Source organism: Streptomyces sp. NPDC051133, assembly GCF_040682635.1.
GTDB lineage: Bacteria > Actinomycetota > Actinomycetes > Streptomycetales > Streptomycetaceae > Streptomyces.
Map to the genome: position 1 here is coordinate 1 of NZ_JBFBBK010000039.1, position 15,875 is coordinate 15,875.

Sequence of the window (15,875 nt, forward strand, 5' to 3'; positions counted from 1 at the left end):
ACACCGCGCCAGGAGTGGCCGCGGCGCCCCGTCGAGGAGCGGGTGCGGGTCTGGGACGAGGTGTACGTCCCGGGCGCTCTGCTGCCCATCTTCCCCGCGGGGCCGCGGTCGGCGAGGGAGCGGACCGGGCTGGCCGAGGCGTCGGGGATCGGCGGGCCGAGGTGCAGCGGCCGGCGCGGCTGCTGCGGGGCGCCCGCCGGGTCGTGCGGGGCGGAGAGGATGGGGGACGGCGGCACGGACGCCGGGCCCGGGTTCGGCAGCCGGACGCCGCTGAGGTCGACGGAGCCGCTGTCGCGGCCGGCCGTCTCGTGCGGGCCCGGCTGGTGGACGGCCTCCACCACCGGTTCCGGAGCGGGTGGCTGCACCTCGTTGCCCCACGCGCCCTGGGCACCCGGCAGCAGCAGGTCTTCGTCCTCGGCGGGTGCCTCGGAGAGGTAGGTGTACGCGCCGTGCGCGGGGACGCCCGGCTGCTCCACCATGCCTGCGCTCTCCGGCTGCCCGTCGCCCGGGACCTGGCCGGTGTCGGTCATGCGTACCCCTCGCCCATCGGTTAGTGCTCCTACGACCAGCTCACCCGGAACGGCGCACCGACCGCCCCACAGTGAAGAACGAGCGTCCGTGCCCAGCGGCACGAACGACCCGCCGGAAAAGGCGACAAAGCCATTCAGTGGCATTGTCCCGGTCGTTCCGCCATCGCGACAGCATGATCCGCGACAGGCCGCTGTGGACTGCGCCACGTTGCGCGTCCTCCGGTTCCGCAGTACCACACCCACCCCAAAACGGGCGCGCTTTCCGGACATTGGCGAACGAAGTTCCGGGCCGCCGGGTGTGGCACAACGATCGGCCAGCCTACCGCGCGCAGTACGACAACAGGATCACGGGGCGCGATCCGGAAGAACGCCACTGAGCAGGAACGCGACGCTCCGCTCGGTCTCCGTCCAGGCCCGGGTGTCGAGTTCGACGGACTGCAGCAGGGCGCACTCGACCCGGTAGCCGTGCTCGGTCAGGTCGCGGCCGACGAGTTCGGCCGCGTCGCGGGTCGCGGCGTGGGCGACGATGCGCTGCGGGCGCCGGTCGGCGACCGCGGAGACGACGGCCGCTCCCCCGCCGCCGACCCGTACGACGTCCGGTTCGGGCAGGTTCTCCAGGATGTGCGGGGCGCTGCCGCGCACCACTTGGAGCTGTACGCCGAACCCGCGGGCGGCGGCATCGGTCCGGGCGCACGCCTGCGGGTCCCGGTCGACGGCGATGACGGCCGCCCCGGCCCGGGCGGCCTCGGCGGCGAACGCGCCCGAGCCGCAGCCGATGTCCCAGACCAGGTCGCCGATCCGGGGCCCCAGGCGGGCGAGTTGGGCGGCGCGCAGCAGTTCCGTCTCCCCTTCCCCGAGCCGGCCACCGGGTCCGCCGCCGGCTGCCGCGGCGTAGGTCTCGTCGGGCTGGACCCAGCCGCGCGGGCCCGCGCCCGGGTCGCGTCCGGCGATCCAGCCGCCGCTCTCGGCCGTGGCCGCCCGTCCGCCGATGACGATGACGACGTTGGGGTCGCGCCAGGTGTGGTCGGCCGCCTTGTCGGAGGTGACGACGGTCACCTGCTCGCGCTCGGTCCCCAGTTCCTCGCAGATGACGAAGGTCCGGTGGACGCCGTCCAGGAGGAGGCCGAGTTCGGCGGGACCGGCGCCCGGCGCGGTGAGGACGGCCACCTTGGTGTGGGCGCGGCAGACGTTGACGGCGCGGCGCAGGGTGCGCGGGTGGGCGACGACGACCTGGGCGTCGTCCCAGGGCATGCCGGCCCGGGCGAAGGCGGCGGCCACGGCGGAGACGGCGGGGACGACCTCGACCTCGAGGCCGAACTCGGGTGCGCGCAGGGTCCGTACGACGCCGAAGAAGCCGGGGTCGCCGTCGGCGAACACCACGGCGGTGCCGCGGTGGGCGGCGATCCGGCGGGCGGCGAGTGCGACGCTGCCGAGGCGGACGCGTTCGGCGGTGGGCGGGACCTCGGGCAGCGCCAGGTGGTGGGCCGCGCCGGCCACGAGCGTGGCGGCGCCGAGGGCGGAGCGTGCCGCGTCGGTCAGCGGCGAACCGTCCCAGCCGATCACCGTGACCCGGTCGGCCATCGTCGTTCGTCTCCAGATGTGCGCAGGTCGTGGGGGTACGGGCCTTGGGGCAGGCTCCGTGAGGTTACCTGGTGGGGCGGCCGGTCGCGCACCGGGGCACGGCCCGCGGGCCCGGGGACGTCAGTTCCAGTCGGAGTACGACGTGAAACCGCCGGTGTCGGCGAGCTGCCCGTCGGCGCCCTCGAGGTCCTCCGGCAGCAGGCTCCACACGATGTAGTCGGTGCGCACCTCGGTCCAGGTGCCGTCCTCGGTGCGGTGGTGCGCTATGCAGGCGTTGCGCAGGACGCCCTCGCTGATGCAGCCGATCTTCTGGGCGACCTGCTGGGCGGCGGTGTTGTCGGCGGCGGTGCGCAGTTCGATGCGCTCGAACCGCTGGTCGCGCAGCAGCCACTGGGCGGTGGCGAGCGCGGATTCGGAGGCGTAGCCCTCACCGCGGGCCCAGGGGGCGATGATGTACGACATCTCGGTGGAGCGCACACGCCAGTTGGTCCTGGCGAGCCGGACGAGGCCGACCAGGCGCTGGGTGAGGAACTCGGTGACCGCGAAGTCGAGACCGCGTCCCGCGGCGCGTTCGGCGGGGGCGTCCCGGGTGATCCAGCGCCGGGCCCGGTCCTCGCCGTAGGGCTGGGGGGCGCCGGTCCAGGCGGCGACCTGTTCGTCGTTCATCGTCTCGGCCAGCGCGGGCGCGTCGTCCTCGTCGAGGGGGCGCAGCACCAACCGCTCCGTGCTGATGGAGATGTTGGGGAAGGTGCTCATCATGCGCCGCTCCGTAACTTCGGAAAAACCTTCAGATCCTGCTGAACTGCCCAGCATGCAGCATGTAACCACTCGACCGCACAACGGGGCCCGCTCCCCGTGAGGGAGCGGGCCCCGCAGTCGTACGGCCGGCTCAGAAGGAGGGGATGACCGAGCCCTGGTACTTGTCCTCGATGAACTTCTTCACCTCGGGCGAGGTGAGGAGCTTCGCGAGCTTCTTGACCCGCGGGTCCTTCTCGTTGCCCTTCTTCACGGCGAGGAAGTTGCCGTAGGGGCTGTTCTTGGCGGACTCCAGGACGACGGCGTCCTTGGCGGGCTTCAGACCGGCGGAGATGGCGTAGTTGCCGTTCACCACGGCCGCGTCCACGTCGTCCAGGGAGCGCGGGGTCTGGGCCGCCTCGACCTCCTTGAACTTGAGGTTCTTGGGGTTCTTGGTGATGTCCTGCGGGGTGGCCTCGTTGCCGACGCCGGACTTGAGGGTGATGAGCCCGTTGTCGGCGAGCAGCTTCAGGGCGCGGGCCTCGTTGACGGCGTCGTTCGGGACGGCGACGGTCGCACCGCTCTTCAGGGCGTCGGCCTTCTTGACCTTGTGGGAGTACAGGCCGAGCGGCTCCAGGTGCACCGTGACGACGGGCACGATGTGGGTGCCGCGCTTGTTGTTGAAGTCGTCCAGGTACGGCTGGTTCTGGAAGTAGTTGGCGTCCACCGAGCCGTCCTCGGTCGCCGTGTTCGGCGTGATGTAGTCCGTGAACTCCTTGACCTCCAGGTCGAGGCCCGCCTTCTTCGCCAGGTTCTTCTTGACGAAGTTCAGGATCTCGGCGTGCGGGGTCGGGCTCGCGGCGACGACCAGGGGGCCGCTGTAGTCGGAGGAGCCGGCGGAGTCCTTGCCGGAGCCGCAGGCGGTCAGCCCGAAGGTGAGGGCTCCGGCGGCGAGGACGGCGGTGGTGAGCTTGGCGGTGTTACGCACGAAAAGTGCCTTTCCTAGGGTGGTGCGACCCCGTGTATGGGTGAACGGGGAGTACGGGGGCCGTTGCGAACGGCGTGGCGAACGGCGGTACGAACGGCGTTACGCGACCTTGCCGACGTCGGCCGCCGCCGGCTCCTTCGCCTTCAGCAGGCGGAGCTTCGGCGCGGGGCCGGAGCGGCCGCCGCGGCTGTGCAGGGAGCGGGCCGTGAAGTCGCCGGCGAACTGGATCAGGGAGATCACGACGGCGAGGATCGCGACGGTGATCCACATCAGCTGGGTCTCGAAGCGCTGGTAGCCGTAGCGGACGGCGAGGTCGCCGAGGCCGCCGCCGCCGACCGTGCCGGCCATGGCGGAGTAGCCGATGAGGGCGATGACCGTGGTGGTGGTGCTGGCGATCAGCGAGGGCAGGGCCTCGGGGACGAGGACCTTGCGGACGATCGTCCAGCTGTTGCCGCCCATGGACTGCACGGCTTCGACCAGGCCGCCGTCCACTTCGCGGACGGCCGTCTCGACCAGGCGGGCGAAGAACGGGATGCCGCCGATGGCGAGGGGCACGATCGCCGCGGTCGTCCCGATGGTCGTCCCGGTGACCCAGCGCGTGAAGCTCATCAGCGCGACCATCAGGATGATGAACGGCATGGAGCGGCCGACGTTCACGATCTGGCCGATCACCTTGTTGGCGATCACGTTCTGCAGCTGGCCGCCCCGGTCCGTGAGGACGAGGAGGAGACCGAGCGGAAGGCCGGCGGCGACGGCGATCAGGGTGGACCAGAGCACCATCTGGAACGTCTCGGTACACGCCTGCGACAGCAGCGGCTGCATCTCGGACCAGGTCACTTGGCCCCCTCCTTCACCAGCGCGGGCGCCTGGGCCCCGGATCCGACGACATCGATCTGCAGGCCCTGTTCGCGCAGGAACCCGATCGGCACCACGTTGTCCTCGTAGGGGCCGGGCAGCTCGATGCGCATGCGGCCGATCTGCAGGCCGCCGACGGTGTCGATGGCGGCGCCGAGGATGGAGATGTCGACGTTGTAGGTGCGCGAGAGCTGGGAGATGACCGGCTGGGTGGCGGCCTCGCCGTGGAAGGTGACGTCGAGGACGGTCCGGTCGGCGCCCGTGCGCTCGCCGCTCACCGGGAACAGCGCGGCGGCGAGCTCGGAGCCGGGGGTGGCGAGCAGTTCGCTGACCGTGCCGGACTCCACGATGCGGCCCTTCTCCATGAGGGCGGCGGAGTCGCAGACCGCCTTCACGACGTCCATCTCGTGGGTGATGAGCAGGACGGTGAGGCCCAGCTGCCGGTTCAGGTCGCGCAGCAGCTGGAGGATGGAGCGGGTGGTCTCCGGGTCGAGGGCGCTGGTGGCCTCGTCGGAGAGCAGCACCTTGGGGTCGCCGGCCAGGGCGCGGGCGATGCCGACGCGCTGCTTCTGGCCGCCGGAGAGCTGGGCCGGGTAGGCCCGGGCCTTGTCGGCGAGGCCGACCAGGTCGAGGAGGTCCAGGGCCTTGCGGGAGCGTTCCCTCCCGGAGACGCCGAGGATCTCCAGCGGCAGCTCGACGTTGTCCTGCACGGTCCGCGAGGAGAGCAGGTTGAAGTGCTGGAAGACCATGCCGATCCGGCTGCGCGCCTGGCGCAGCTGCTTGCCGGCGCGCGGGCCGCGGCCGGCGAGGGCGGTGAGGTCCTGCCCGGCGACGGTCACGGTGCCGGAGGTGGGGCGCTCCAGCAGGTTGACGCAGCGGATGAGGGAGGACTTGCCGGCGCCGGACTGGCCGATGACGCCGTAGACCTCGCCTTCGCGGACGTGGAGATCGACGCCGTCGAGGGCGGTGACCTCGCGGCCGCGGGAGCGGTAGACCTTGGTCAGGCCCGAGGTGGTGATCACAGGATTTCCGTCACTGTCGAGTGCGCGGGCGTGGGTGTGCCCGGGCACGGATGCATGCGGTTCAGGCATTCAGGCATGGGGGGTGGAGGTGCGTCTCGCACGGACTGCGGCGCGCGGACATGCCACGGCTCTCGCTTCGGGGCTCCCCCACTCTCGACTTCGCTCGAGCGGGGGGACCCCCATGGCTCAGCTGATGCGGGGGCCCTCTAGAAGGCGCACATTCGACACATCAGGCGACACATACAACGAGCACCGGGCGTCATGGTCGCCTCGGTCGCAAGGGTGCGGCAGCTCGTCGTGGTCATGCGATCAGTAAACCAGACCTACGGTCCTGACCGGCCGCCGCTGTCCGGATGGTGGACAGTGGCGGACAGTCCCGGCGGGCGGCTCAGCCGCGGACGGAGATCTCCACTCCCCCGTCGGTGGCCAGTGCGGACAGGGCCGACAGGTCCTTGACCACCAGGTCGGCGTCGAGGTCCTCGGCCCGGTGGGTTGTGGCCAACGCCACGGTCGTCATGCCGGCCGCGCGGCCCGCCCGGAGTCCTGCGGGCGCGTCCTCGAAGACGACGCAGTGGGCCGGGTCCACGCCGAGCTGCCGTGCGGCGAGCAGGTAGGGCTCGGGGTCGGGCTTGCCGTGGGTGACGTCGTCGGCGCTGACCAGGGCCTTCGGGCGGATGCCGACGGCGTCGAGACGGGCCTCGGCGAGGCGGCGGGTGGCGGAGGTGACCACGGTCCAGCGGTCGGCCGGGAGGGAGTCCAGGAAGTCCCGGGTGCCGGGCAGGAGGCGGACGCCGCCGTTCGGTACGTCCTCGACCTCCAGCTGTTCGACCCGGGCGACCGCCTCGGGGACGAGACGGGCCGGCAGCAGGTCGGCGACTATCTCCACGGCCGTCCGTCCGTGCAGTTCGACGCGCCGGAACTCCTCGGCCGTGATCCCGTACTCCCGGGCCCAGCGGGTCCAGCAGCGCTCGACGGAGTCGAGGGAGGAGACGAGGGTGCCGTCGTTGTCGAACAGAAGGGCGTGCGCGTGGATCGTCATGGTCTAGACCCTACGGCGTACGGCGGGGTCGGCGGCGATGGGCCGATTGCGCCGTAATAGGGTCACGGCATGCTCAACGCCCTGACGCTGGTGACCGGCGTCGCCGCGCTGCTGCTCGCCGCCTGGTGCGGCTGGGCGGCCTACCGTGATCAGCCGACCAAGGACTGGCACTTCATCGGCATGGCCGTGGTGTCGCTGCTGGCCGTGGTCCAGCTGGTGGTCGGCATCGTCCAGCTGGCGCGGGGCGAGAAGCCGGAGCAGGGCACGACCATCTTCGTGGCGTACCTGCTGGGCGCGTTCGCCTGCGTTCCGGCCGCGGGGTTCATGTCGCTGGCCGAGCGGTCCAAGTGGGGCTCGGTGACGGTGGCGGCCGGCGGTGTGGTGCTGGCCGTACTGGAAGTGCGGCTCTTCGACATCTGGGGAGGCTGAGGTGACGGCGGTGGAGGAGAAGCCGACCCGGCTGATCAGCGGGCCGGGCATGCTGCTCGTCTGGTTCTACGGCGTGATGGTGGTGGGCGCGGTGTCGCGTTCCGCGTACCAGATCTCGACGGACTTCCAGCGGGCGCCGCTGGCCTACGCGCTGTCGGCCGTGGCCGGACTGGTGTACGGATTCATCACGTACACCTTGATCCGCGGCGGGGAGACCGCCCGGCGGGCGGCCCTGGTCTGCTGCGCCGCCGAGCTCGCGGGTGTCCTGCTCGTCGGTACGTGGACCCTGATCGACCGCTCGGCCTTCCCGGACTCGACCGTGTGGTCGTACTACGGCGCGGGGTACGTCTTCATCCCGGTGCTGCTGCCGGTCTCCGCGATGTACTGGCTGCGCAAGGCCCGAGGCGCCGTCACGCCGTAGCCGCGTACGTCCCCGCCTGCTTCTCCAGGATGATCAGCTCCACCCCGTCCGCGCCCCGGGACCTGCCCACCGTCTCGTAGCCGGACCGGCGGTACAGGCGGAGGTTGCCCTCGCTGCGGTGGCCGGTGAAGAGGCGGAACCTGGTGGCGCCGCGCTGCTGGGACAGGGCCGTCTCGGCCGCGCGGAGCAGGCGCGCTCCGATGCCGTGGCCCTGGAGGCGGGGGTGGACGCAGAGCTTGCCGATGGCGGCGGCGCCGTCCTCGGTGACCTTGCCGCGCACCGAACCGACCACCTCGTCGCCGAGACGCGCGACGAAGACGCAGTCGGACGCGACCTCCTGACGGACGGAGTCCAGGGTCTGGACGAGCGGGTCGATGCGGTAGTTGCCGTACAGCGCCGCCTCGCTCTGGAAGCACAGGTACTGAAGCCGGAAGATCTGCTCCGCGTCCTGCTCGGCCGCCTCCGAGATGGTCACGCTCATGCCCATGTGCGCATGCCTCCCGCTCACCTGATCACCTGTCGTCCCCCACTCCTATCCCCGCACTTCGCGGGCCGCAACCTCCGGCGTCAGCAATCGGCGCAGACATCCCAGACATCTGGAGCGTTCCGGTCCGAGACTGCCCTGTGAGATACCCAACTCCCCCGCGATTTCCCGGTATGTCAGGTCCCTCGGGGACAGCAGGGCCTCCAGCAGACGGGGGCAGCGGCCGGGCAGCCGGCGGACCGCCTCGCGCAGGGCGCGGTGCCGGGCGGCCGTGAGGACGAGCTGTTCGGGCCCGGGCCGGACGTCGTCGGCCGGCTCGCCGCCGTACGGCCGTTCACGGCGGGTGGTACGGCGGCTGCGGCGCGCCTCGGCGCGGACGGCCCGGCGCAGCCAGCCCTGCGGATCCGGGGGCGGGCCGTCGGTCCGCAGCCGCTCCAGCAGCCGCAGCCAGACGGCCTGTTCCAGATCGCCCGGCTCGCTCCCGGCGGCATATGCCTCGGCGGAGGCCTCGGCGGTGAGCAGGGGGTGCAGGGCGGCCACCAGGTCGTGCGTCATATGCGGAACGACGCGCCGCCCCGGGTTCAGGTTTCCGGGGCGGCGCGAGGTCAATCCGAACGTGGTGCGGCGGACCGTACCGTTGACGCGGGGTCAGCCGGCCAGGAAGTCGGCGCGGGCGAGGACGCCGGTGTCGGCGTTGTCGGTGAAGACGCCGTCGATGCCGGTCGCGAAGTACGCCTTGAAGGCGCCGAAGGGGTCCCCGTAGCCGTCGGCCGCGCCGCCCTTGCGGAACTCCGCCGGGAGGAAGGGGTTCTCGTTGCGCATGGTGTAGGGGTGCAGCACCAGGCCCACCTTGTGCGCGTCGGCGACCAGCGTGCTCGGCCTGCCCAGGGTGCCGTCCGCGTTCTTCGGGACGACCAGGTCCAGGGTCGGGCCGATGCCCTGCGCGTAGCCGGCGATCTCCCTGAGGCCCTTCGGCGTGATGAGGTCGGCGACCGTGCGCGGGTCGCCCGCCTCGACGAAGTCGTAGGGGCGGCTGTCGGCCGTGGAGAGCAGCACGACGAGCGGGTTGTCGACCAGCTGGTTGAGCTTCTGGATGCTGGTGGGCTCGAAGGACTGCAGGATGACCGGCGAGTTCCGGCCGTCCTTGCCGTACTTGTGCAGCAGCTTCGCCACCCGCTCCTCCAGGGCGAGGCCCAGCTTGCGGAAGTAGGTGGGGTGCTTGGTCTCGGGGTAGATCCAGACCTGCCTGCCGCGCTTGCGGGTCTGCTCGTCCTGCCACTTCAGGACCTCTTCGAAGGTGGGTATCTCCCAGCGCCCGTTGTAGAGGGTGTTGTGCGGACGGTTGGCCGGGATGCGCTCGACGGCGCGGAGCGTCTTCAGCTCGGCGAGCGTGAAGTCCTCGGTGAACCAGCCGGTGGTCGACACCCCGTCCACGACCTTGGTGGTCCTGCGGCCCGCGAACTCGGGGTGGGAGGCGACGTCGGTGGTGCCGCCGATCTCCGGCTCGTGCCGGCAGACGAGATGGCCGTCCCTGGTGGGGACCAGGTCGCCCGCCTCGACGACGTCGGCGCCCAGGTCCAGGGCCAGGTCGTACGAGCCGAAGGTGTGCTCGGGTCGGTAGCCGCTGGCGCCGCGGTGACCGATGATCGTCGGCACCGGCAGGCTCTTCAGTCCCCGGCCCCCGTGTCCGGCCGTGCGGGCCTCGGCGGCTCTCGCCGTGCCGGGCAGTCCGAGGACCGCTCCGCCCGCGCCGAGCATCGCCGCGCCGAGGATCGCCCGCCGTCCGGTGCCCTGTGTCTGCTCGTTCGCCTGGTCGCTGTGCATGAGCGCCCTTCCTGCCGCCTGTGCCCTTGGGTGCGGGCCGATCGTAGGGGCGTGCACATGGCCGACGGGAGACCTGGGCCGGAACACCCGGGTGATGCCGCGTGTCCGGTGGGCGGCGGAAAGTGACGGTCCGTCGGTGTCGGCGAGGGCGGAGCGGGCATCCGGACGGGTGAGGGCTCACGCGAGTTCCGTCACATCGTCACCGGGGCGACACGCGCGGCCCCCGGCCCGTCACCGCAGGTAAACCCGCGTCAACACTTCGTAAGACCTCGGTGAACCGGACGTCCCCGATGTGCGCTCGCCCCGGCGCCGCGAGTAATGTCCTCACCTGCACAGACACATATCGCCCCTCGACATCGGAGGACCCGTTGTCCCGCTTCGCGCTCATCAAGGCAGTGCTCGGACCGATCATGCGCCTGATGTTCCGCCCACAGGTGGAGGGCGCCGAGCACATCCCCGGGGACGGTCCGGTCATCCTGGCCGGTAATCACCTCACGTTCATCGACTCGATCGTGCTGCCGGTCGTCACCAAGCGGCAGGTGCTCTTCATCGGCAAGGACGAGTACGTCACCGGCAAGGGCTTCAAGGGCCGGCTGATGGCCTGGTTCTTCACCGGCGTCGGCATGATCCCGGTGGACAGGGACGGGGCGAACGGCGGTGTGGCCGCGCTGATGACCGGGCGCCGGATCCTGGAGGAGGGCAAGGTCTTCGGGATCTACCCCGAGGGCACCCGTTCGCCCGACGGCCGGCTGTACCGCGGGCGCACCGGCATCGCGCGGCTGACGCTGATGACCGGCGCGCCGGTCGTCCCCTTCGCCATGATCGGCACCGACAAGCTGCAGCCGGGCGGCCGGGGCATTCCGCGGCCCGGCCGGGTCACCGTGCGCTTCGGCGAGGCGATGGAGTTCTCGCGGTACGACGGCATGGACCGGGACCGCTATGTGCTGCGGGCCGTCACCGACTCCGTGATGGCCGAGGTCATGCGACTGTCCGGGCAGGAGTACGTGGACATGTACGCCACCAAGGCCAAGGCCGCCTGACAGCTTCCGGCCGACGGGCGCGAGGACCCGCGTCCGTCCGCCTGCCGGTGGAATCTGTCACCGACACATCCAGCATTCGGCCGAATTACGCGGCTATATGACCGCGTGACATGTCTTATTTAGACATGTTCAAACCTTCTCGGCGTACCCTCCTCCGTACCCCGATCGCCGCCGCCGGCGCGGGACTCCTGGCATCCTGCACCGGCTCCGGTTCCGAGCCCGACTCCGGCCCCCAACGGGTCCGGGACCAAGGAAAGTTCGTCCCGGCCGGGCCCCGGGGGTACGTCAACCCCTCGGATCCGGAGGTCCTCGCCGCCGAGCGGAAGAGGCAGTCCGGCCGCGTACGCACCTTCAGGCTCACCGCCGAAGAAGCCAAGCTGGACCTGGGCGGGCGGTCGGTCCGGACGTGGGCGTACAACGAGCAGGTGCCGGGCCCGCTGGTACGGGTCACCGCCGGTGACATGCTCGACCTGACCTTCGCGAACCGACTGCCCGCCACGACCACACTGCACTCCCACGGGGTGCGGCTGCGCTGCGACATGGACGGCGTGCCGGACCTGACGCAGCGGGCCATCGGCTCCGGGGACGACTTCCGCTACCGCTTCGCGGTCAAGCATCCCGGTACCTATCTGCTCCACTCCCACGTCGGGATGCAGCCCGACCGCGCCCTCTACGCGCCGCTCATCGTGGACGACCCCAAGGAGCCCCTCCACTACGACAAGGAGTGGATCGTCGTCCTCGACGACTGGCTCGACGGCGTGGACGGCTCCACGCCCGACGCGGTGCTCGAACAGCTCAGGCCCGGCGGCTCCGAGGACATGGCGGGCATGGCCATGGGCCCCGGGCACAGCCACCCGTCTCCCAGCGGGTCGGCCCATGCCAAGGCGGCACCGTCCAGGAAGAGGCCGGCGGGCCCGTCCCGGGTGCTGCACGACTCCTTCAGCCGCATTCTGCACAGCGAGGGCGGCAGCGTCGACTACCCCTACTACCTCGCCAACGGCCGCCTGCCCACCAGCCCCTCGGTGTTCCGTTGCCGCAAGGGCGAGCGCATCCGGCTGCGCATCATCAACGCCGGGTCCGAGACCGCCTTCCGGGTCGCGCTGGGCGACCACACCATGACCGTCACCCACACCGACGGCTATCCGGTGAAGCACCAGGACACCGACGCACTGCTCGTCGGCATGGCCGAACGGTACGACGTCCTCGTCACCGCGCAGGACGGGATGTTCCCGCTCGTCGCCGTGGCGGAGGGCAAGAAGGGCAAAGCACTGGCGGTGCTCCGCACCGACAAGGGCAGGAACCTTCCCGCGCCGGACGTCCGCCCGGACGAGCTGGACGGGAAGATCGTCCCGGCGCGGCGCCTGGAACCGGACGACTCCGTGGCCCTGACGGACCGCCACACCGACCGCGAGATCCGCATCAGGGTCACCGGAGGCATGGCGAAGTTCGACTGGGGCTTCGACCACCAGCCCTACTCCGAACGGCAGCGGCATCCGGTGCGCGCCGGGGAACGGGTCAAGCTCACCCTGATCAACGCGACCGACATGTGGCACCCCATGCATCTGCACGGCCACACGTTCGCGGTGTCCGGTCTGGACGGACTGGGAGCGCGCAAGGACACCGCGATCGTGCTGCCGCACCGCAAGCTGGTGGTCGAGTTCGACGCCGACAATCCCGGGCTGTGGATGCTGCACTGTCACAACCAGTACCACTCGGAGAGCGGGATGATGACGGTGCTGGGGTACCGGAGATGACGGGCTGAACCGGCTACCCGGCGCTTTCCAGCCGCTGCCCCCTCAACAGGAACCAGGCCGCCGCGGCCGTGCCCAGCAGGACCACCGCTCCCGCGCCCGAGGCCAGGTGGAGACCGTGGACGAAGGACGTGCGGGCCGCTTCGAGCATGGTCTGCGCGGTGTGCGGAGGCATGTGGGCCGCTGCCTCCGCCGCCGCGCCCAGGGACTCGTGTGCCTGGGCGGGGGTGCCGGCCGGGCCGGTGAAGTCGCGGTAGGCGGCGGTCACGATCGAGCCCAGCAGGGCGATGCCCAGGGCCGCGCCCAGTTCGTACGCCGTCTCGGAGACCGCCGAGGCGGCGCCCGCCTGGTCACGGGGCACGCTGGAGAGGATCACGTCGGCGGTGACCGTGAAGGAGAAGCCCGCGCCGATGCCGACGACCAGGAGCGCGGCGCCGAGGAGCGGGTAGCCCGTCGACTCGCTCAGGGTGGTCAGCGCGGCCAGCGCCAGGCCCACCGCGGCCAGGCCGCCGGAGACCACGGCGCGGACCGAGAAGCGGCGGGCCGCGCCACCCGCGATCAGGCCGGCCGCCACCGCGCCGACGGCCGCGGGCAGCTCGGCCAGGCCCGCCTCGAACGGGCGCCTGCCCTGGACGAGTTGCAGGTACTGGGAGAGGAAGAACACCAGGCCGGACATGCCGAGCACGGTCAGCAGGTCGGCGAGGACGGCCCCGCTGAAGCCACGGCGCCTGAACAGCCGCATGTCCAGCAGCGGCGCCGGCATGGTGAGCTGGCGGTGGACGAAGCCGTACAGGGCAGCCGCGCCCAGCAGGCCCGCGGCCAGGGTCGGCCAGGTGAATCCGTGGGTGGCGGCCTCCTTGACCGCGTACACGATGCCGATCATGCCGGCCAGCGACAGCACGACGCTGAGCAGGTCCCAGGGGCCCGGGTCGGGGTTGCGGGACTCGGGCAGGGTTCGGATGCCGACCAGGACCAGCACGGCCATCACCGGCAGGTTGATCAGGAAGACCGAGCCCCACCAGAAGTGTTCGAGCAGGAAGCCGCCGGCGATCGGGCCGACGGCCGTACCGGCGGAGGCGGTGGCGCCCCAGATGCCGACGGCGAGGCTGCGCTCGCGGGGGTCGTGGAAGATGTTGCGGATCAGGGCGAGGGTGGCCGGCATCAGGGTCGCGCCGGCGACGCCGAGCAGCGCCCGCGCCAGGATCATCAGCGCGGGCGTCGTCGCGTAGGCGTTGAGCACGGAGATCGCGCCGAACGCCGTGGCGCCGACGAGCAGGATCCGCTTGCGGCCGATGCGGTCGCCGAGGCTGCCCATGGACACCAGCAGACCGGCGATGACGAAGGAGTAGACGTCACCGATCCACAGCAGCTGGGTGCCGGAGGGGTTGAGGTCCTCGCTGATGTAGGGGGTCGCCAGGCCGAGGACGGTGGCGTCGACGGCCACCAGCAGCACGGCCAGGACGAGGACGGACAGCGCGAGCCAGCGGCCGGGGCGCTTCACCGCCTCGGTCGCGGGTGCCGGCTGCAGGGTGCTGGTCATGATTCCTCTCTTCGGAGCGCGCCGCCGAGCAGCAGCTCGGCGACCATGGTCGGAAAGTCCCGGGAGGCCACGCGGCCGTCCAGGGTGGCCCAGGCACAGGAGGCGATCAGCCCGTACAGCGCCTCGGTGAGCCAGACGGGAGTGAGGTCGATGCGCAGTTCGCCGCTCTGCTGCCCGCGCTGGAAGACGGCGCCGATCCGGGTGTCCAGCCGCAGCCAGCCGTCGTCCTGACGGTCGGTCTCCCACAGCTGGCTCTCGCCGTACAGGAAGGCCAGCAGGCCCGCGGCGGACTGGATCTCGCGCACCAGTCTGCGGACGGCCTCGCTCGCGGAGCCCTCGTCGAGCCGGGCCCGGTCCAGCGCCGCCTCGCACTCGGCGATGCCGAGCGACTCCAGGGCGCGGACGAGCGCGTCGCGGCCGGCGAAGTGCCGGTGCAGCGTGGCCCGGCTGATCCCGGCGGCCCTGGCGACCTCGTCCATCGTCGCGGCGGGCTTGCGGGTCAGCAGGGCGGCCGCGCTGCGCAGCACCTGGTCACGGTCGAGAGCCATGAGACAAGAGTAGCCTACATGAGACATCAGTGTCTCATGTAGGGCATGTGTGGCTCAAAACTGCCGGTCGCAGCGGTGACGGCTCAGTGCCAGGGCAGCTCCCCGCGCCGCTCCCAGTAGGCGCGCGGGTCCTCCACCAGGGTGGCGAGGCGGGTCAGCTGGTCCGCGTCGAGGTCGACGGCGGGGGCGTGCAGGTTGGAGCCGAGCTGGGTGACGGTCGCGGCGCCGGAGAGGACGACACCGGCCCAGGGCCGGCGCAGGATCAGCGCGAGGGCGACGGCGTCGCAGCCGAGGGAGGTCTCCTCGGCCACGGCCTTCAGCACGTCCGGGGCGTCCGGCGCGGCGAGCCGGCCGTTGGCCATGCCTTCCTTGACGATCACGGTGAGCCCGGCGTCGTGCGCCTCGGCGAGGGCGGCTCCGGCCGAGGTCTCCAGCGCGTTGTACGTCGACTGGACGGTACGGAAGAGGGGCTCGCCGTCCACGGTCACCTCGAGGGCGGCGCGGATGGCGTCCGCCTGGGCGGGGCCGCTGGTGGAGAAGCCGACGGTCAGGCCCTGGGCGGCGGACTCGGCGAGCCTGGCGTGCAGCTCCTTGTCGGTGAGCGCGGGGCTGTCCGGGGTCACCGAGTGGATCTGATAGAGGTCGAGCCGGTCGCCGAGCAGCGCGTCGGTCTCGGCGCGCTGCCGCTCGTACGTGGCGAGGCCGTGGTCCTTGACCTCGTGCCGGTCGGCGTCGGTGGACCAGCCGGCGGTGTAGGTGTAGCCCCACTTGCTGCCGACGACCACGTCGTCGATGTCGGGGCGGGCGTGGAGCCAGTCGGCGAGGAACTCCTCCGAACGGCCGTAGGAGCGGGCCACGTCGAAGTAGCGCACGCCCTGGGCGTAGGCGGCGTCGAGGAGGTCGTGGGTGCGGGTGCGCAGCGCTTCCGCGCTGCGGTTCTCGCCGAGGTCCCTGTCGCGGCCGAGGTTGATGTAACCGGGGCGGCCGACGGCGGCGAGGCCCAGTCCGATGTGACAGGTGGGGGTCGTCGCTGAGGCCAGTCGGGCGAAGGGCATCGCGGGCTCCGTTCGGGTCGGCTCCGGTGGGGC

The 15,875-nt window shown here is 71.6% G+C and carries 16 protein-coding genes and 1 pseudogene; 4 read left to right on the forward strand and 13 right to left on the reverse strand.

What is annotated here, in order from left to right:
* The 7 genes and pseudogenes from AB0N17_RS32090 to AB0N17_RS32120 form a co-directional block, all read right to left on the reverse strand.
* A pseudogene (locus AB0N17_RS32090) lies at nt 1-530 on the reverse strand (hypothetical protein); the annotation flags it as partial.
* A gap of 345 nt (nt 531-875) precedes the next feature.
* Nucleotides 876-2,111: a precorrin-6y C5,15-methyltransferase (decarboxylating) subunit CbiE gene (cbiE, locus tag AB0N17_RS32095; protein WP_366015088.1), complete on the reverse strand. Its 1,236-nt coding sequence runs from the start codon at nt 2,109-2,111 to the stop codon at nt 876-878.
* A gap of 120 nt (nt 2,112-2,231) precedes the next feature.
* Complete coding sequence (locus AB0N17_RS32100; RefSeq protein ID WP_366015091.1) at nt 2,232-2,870, reverse strand: GNAT family N-acetyltransferase; 639 nt, start codon at nt 2,868-2,870, stop codon at nt 2,232-2,234.
* A 130-nt stretch (nt 2,871-3,000) separates the two neighbouring features.
* Complete coding sequence (locus tag AB0N17_RS32105) at nt 3,001-3,834, reverse strand: MetQ/NlpA family ABC transporter substrate-binding protein (RefSeq protein WP_366015092.1); 834 nt, start codon at nt 3,832-3,834, stop codon at nt 3,001-3,003.
* A 99-nt stretch (nt 3,835-3,933) separates the two neighbouring features.
* Nucleotides 3,934-4,671, reverse strand: a complete 738-nt coding sequence (locus AB0N17_RS32110) for a methionine ABC transporter permease (protein WP_366015093.1) — start codon at nt 4,669-4,671, stop codon at nt 3,934-3,936.
* Complete coding sequence (locus AB0N17_RS32115; RefSeq protein WP_366015094.1) at nt 4,668-5,711, reverse strand: ATP-binding cassette domain-containing protein; 1,044 nt, start codon at nt 5,709-5,711, stop codon at nt 4,668-4,670. The genes AB0N17_RS32110 and AB0N17_RS32115 overlap by 4 nt, the downstream gene beginning before the upstream one ends.
* Before the next feature lie 388 nt (nt 5,712-6,099).
* Nucleotides 6,100-6,750, reverse strand: a complete 651-nt coding sequence (locus AB0N17_RS32120) for an HAD family hydrolase (RefSeq protein ID WP_366015095.1) — start codon at nt 6,748-6,750, stop codon at nt 6,100-6,102.
* A gap of 69 nt (nt 6,751-6,819) precedes the next feature.
* On the opposite strand from AB0N17_RS32120, the gene AB0N17_RS32125 reads away from it, so the two are divergent.
* Nucleotides 6,820-7,179: a hypothetical protein gene (locus AB0N17_RS32125; RefSeq protein WP_366015096.1), complete on the forward strand. Its 360-nt coding sequence runs from the start codon at nt 6,820-6,822 to the stop codon at nt 7,177-7,179.
* 1 nt (nt 7,180) lies between these two features.
* Nucleotides 7,181-7,600, forward strand: a complete 420-nt coding sequence (locus AB0N17_RS32130) for a hypothetical protein (RefSeq protein ID WP_366015097.1) — start codon at nt 7,181-7,183, stop codon at nt 7,598-7,600.
* Here the strand turns inward: AB0N17_RS32130 and AB0N17_RS32135 are convergent.
* The 3 genes from AB0N17_RS32135 to AB0N17_RS32145 all read right to left on the reverse strand — a co-directional run bounded on the left by AB0N17_RS32135 (nt 7,590) and on the right by AB0N17_RS32145 (nt 9,908).
* Nucleotides 7,590-8,087 carry a GNAT family N-acetyltransferase gene (locus AB0N17_RS32135; protein WP_366015170.1) on the reverse strand — a complete coding sequence of 166 codons (498 nt, stop codon included), beginning with the start codon at nt 8,085-8,087 and terminating at the stop codon, nt 7,590-7,592. The two genes, AB0N17_RS32130 and AB0N17_RS32135, sit on opposite strands and share 11 nt — an antisense overlap.
* A gap of 45 nt (nt 8,088-8,132) precedes the next feature.
* Nucleotides 8,133-8,639 (reverse strand): sigma-70 family RNA polymerase sigma factor, encoded by a 507-nt coding sequence (locus AB0N17_RS32140; RefSeq protein WP_366015098.1) that lies wholly within the window; start codon nt 8,637-8,639, stop codon nt 8,133-8,135.
* A 93-nt stretch (nt 8,640-8,732) separates the two neighbouring features.
* On the reverse strand, nt 8,733-9,908 hold the full coding sequence (locus tag AB0N17_RS32145; protein WP_366015099.1) for a glycerophosphodiester phosphodiesterase: 1,176 nt from the start codon (nt 9,906-9,908) through the stop codon (nt 8,733-8,735).
* Between the two features lie 368 nt (nt 9,909-10,276).
* On the opposite strand from AB0N17_RS32145, the gene AB0N17_RS32150 reads away from it, so the two are divergent.
* Both AB0N17_RS32150 and AB0N17_RS32155 read left to right on the forward strand, forming a co-directional pair.
* Entirely contained in the window at nt 10,277-10,948 is a 672-nt protein-coding gene (locus AB0N17_RS32150) for a lysophospholipid acyltransferase family protein (RefSeq protein WP_366015100.1), read from the forward strand.
* Nucleotides 10,949-11,073: 125 nt separating this feature from the next.
* Nucleotides 11,074-12,702, forward strand: coding sequence for a multicopper oxidase family protein (locus AB0N17_RS32155; protein WP_366015102.1), 1,629 nt, complete (start codon nt 11,074-11,076; stop codon nt 12,700-12,702).
* A gap of 13 nt (nt 12,703-12,715) precedes the next feature.
* Here the strand turns inward: AB0N17_RS32155 and AB0N17_RS32160 are convergent, their stop codons facing one another.
* From AB0N17_RS32160 to AB0N17_RS32170, 3 genes are all read right to left on the reverse strand, one after another.
* On the reverse strand, nt 12,716-14,239 hold the full coding sequence (locus AB0N17_RS32160; protein ID WP_366015103.1) for an MFS transporter: 1,524 nt from the start codon (nt 14,237-14,239) through the stop codon (nt 12,716-12,718).
* Complete coding sequence (locus AB0N17_RS32165; RefSeq protein ID WP_366015105.1) at nt 14,236-14,787, reverse strand: helix-turn-helix domain-containing protein; 552 nt, start codon at nt 14,785-14,787, stop codon at nt 14,236-14,238. Before AB0N17_RS32165 ends, AB0N17_RS32160 begins: the two co-directional genes overlap by 4 nt.
* 83 nt (nt 14,788-14,870) lie before the next feature.
* Entirely contained in the window at nt 14,871-15,842 is a 972-nt protein-coding gene (locus AB0N17_RS32170) for an aldo/keto reductase (RefSeq protein WP_366015106.1), read from the reverse strand.
* Between the last annotated feature and the right edge of the window lie 33 nt (nt 15,843-15,875).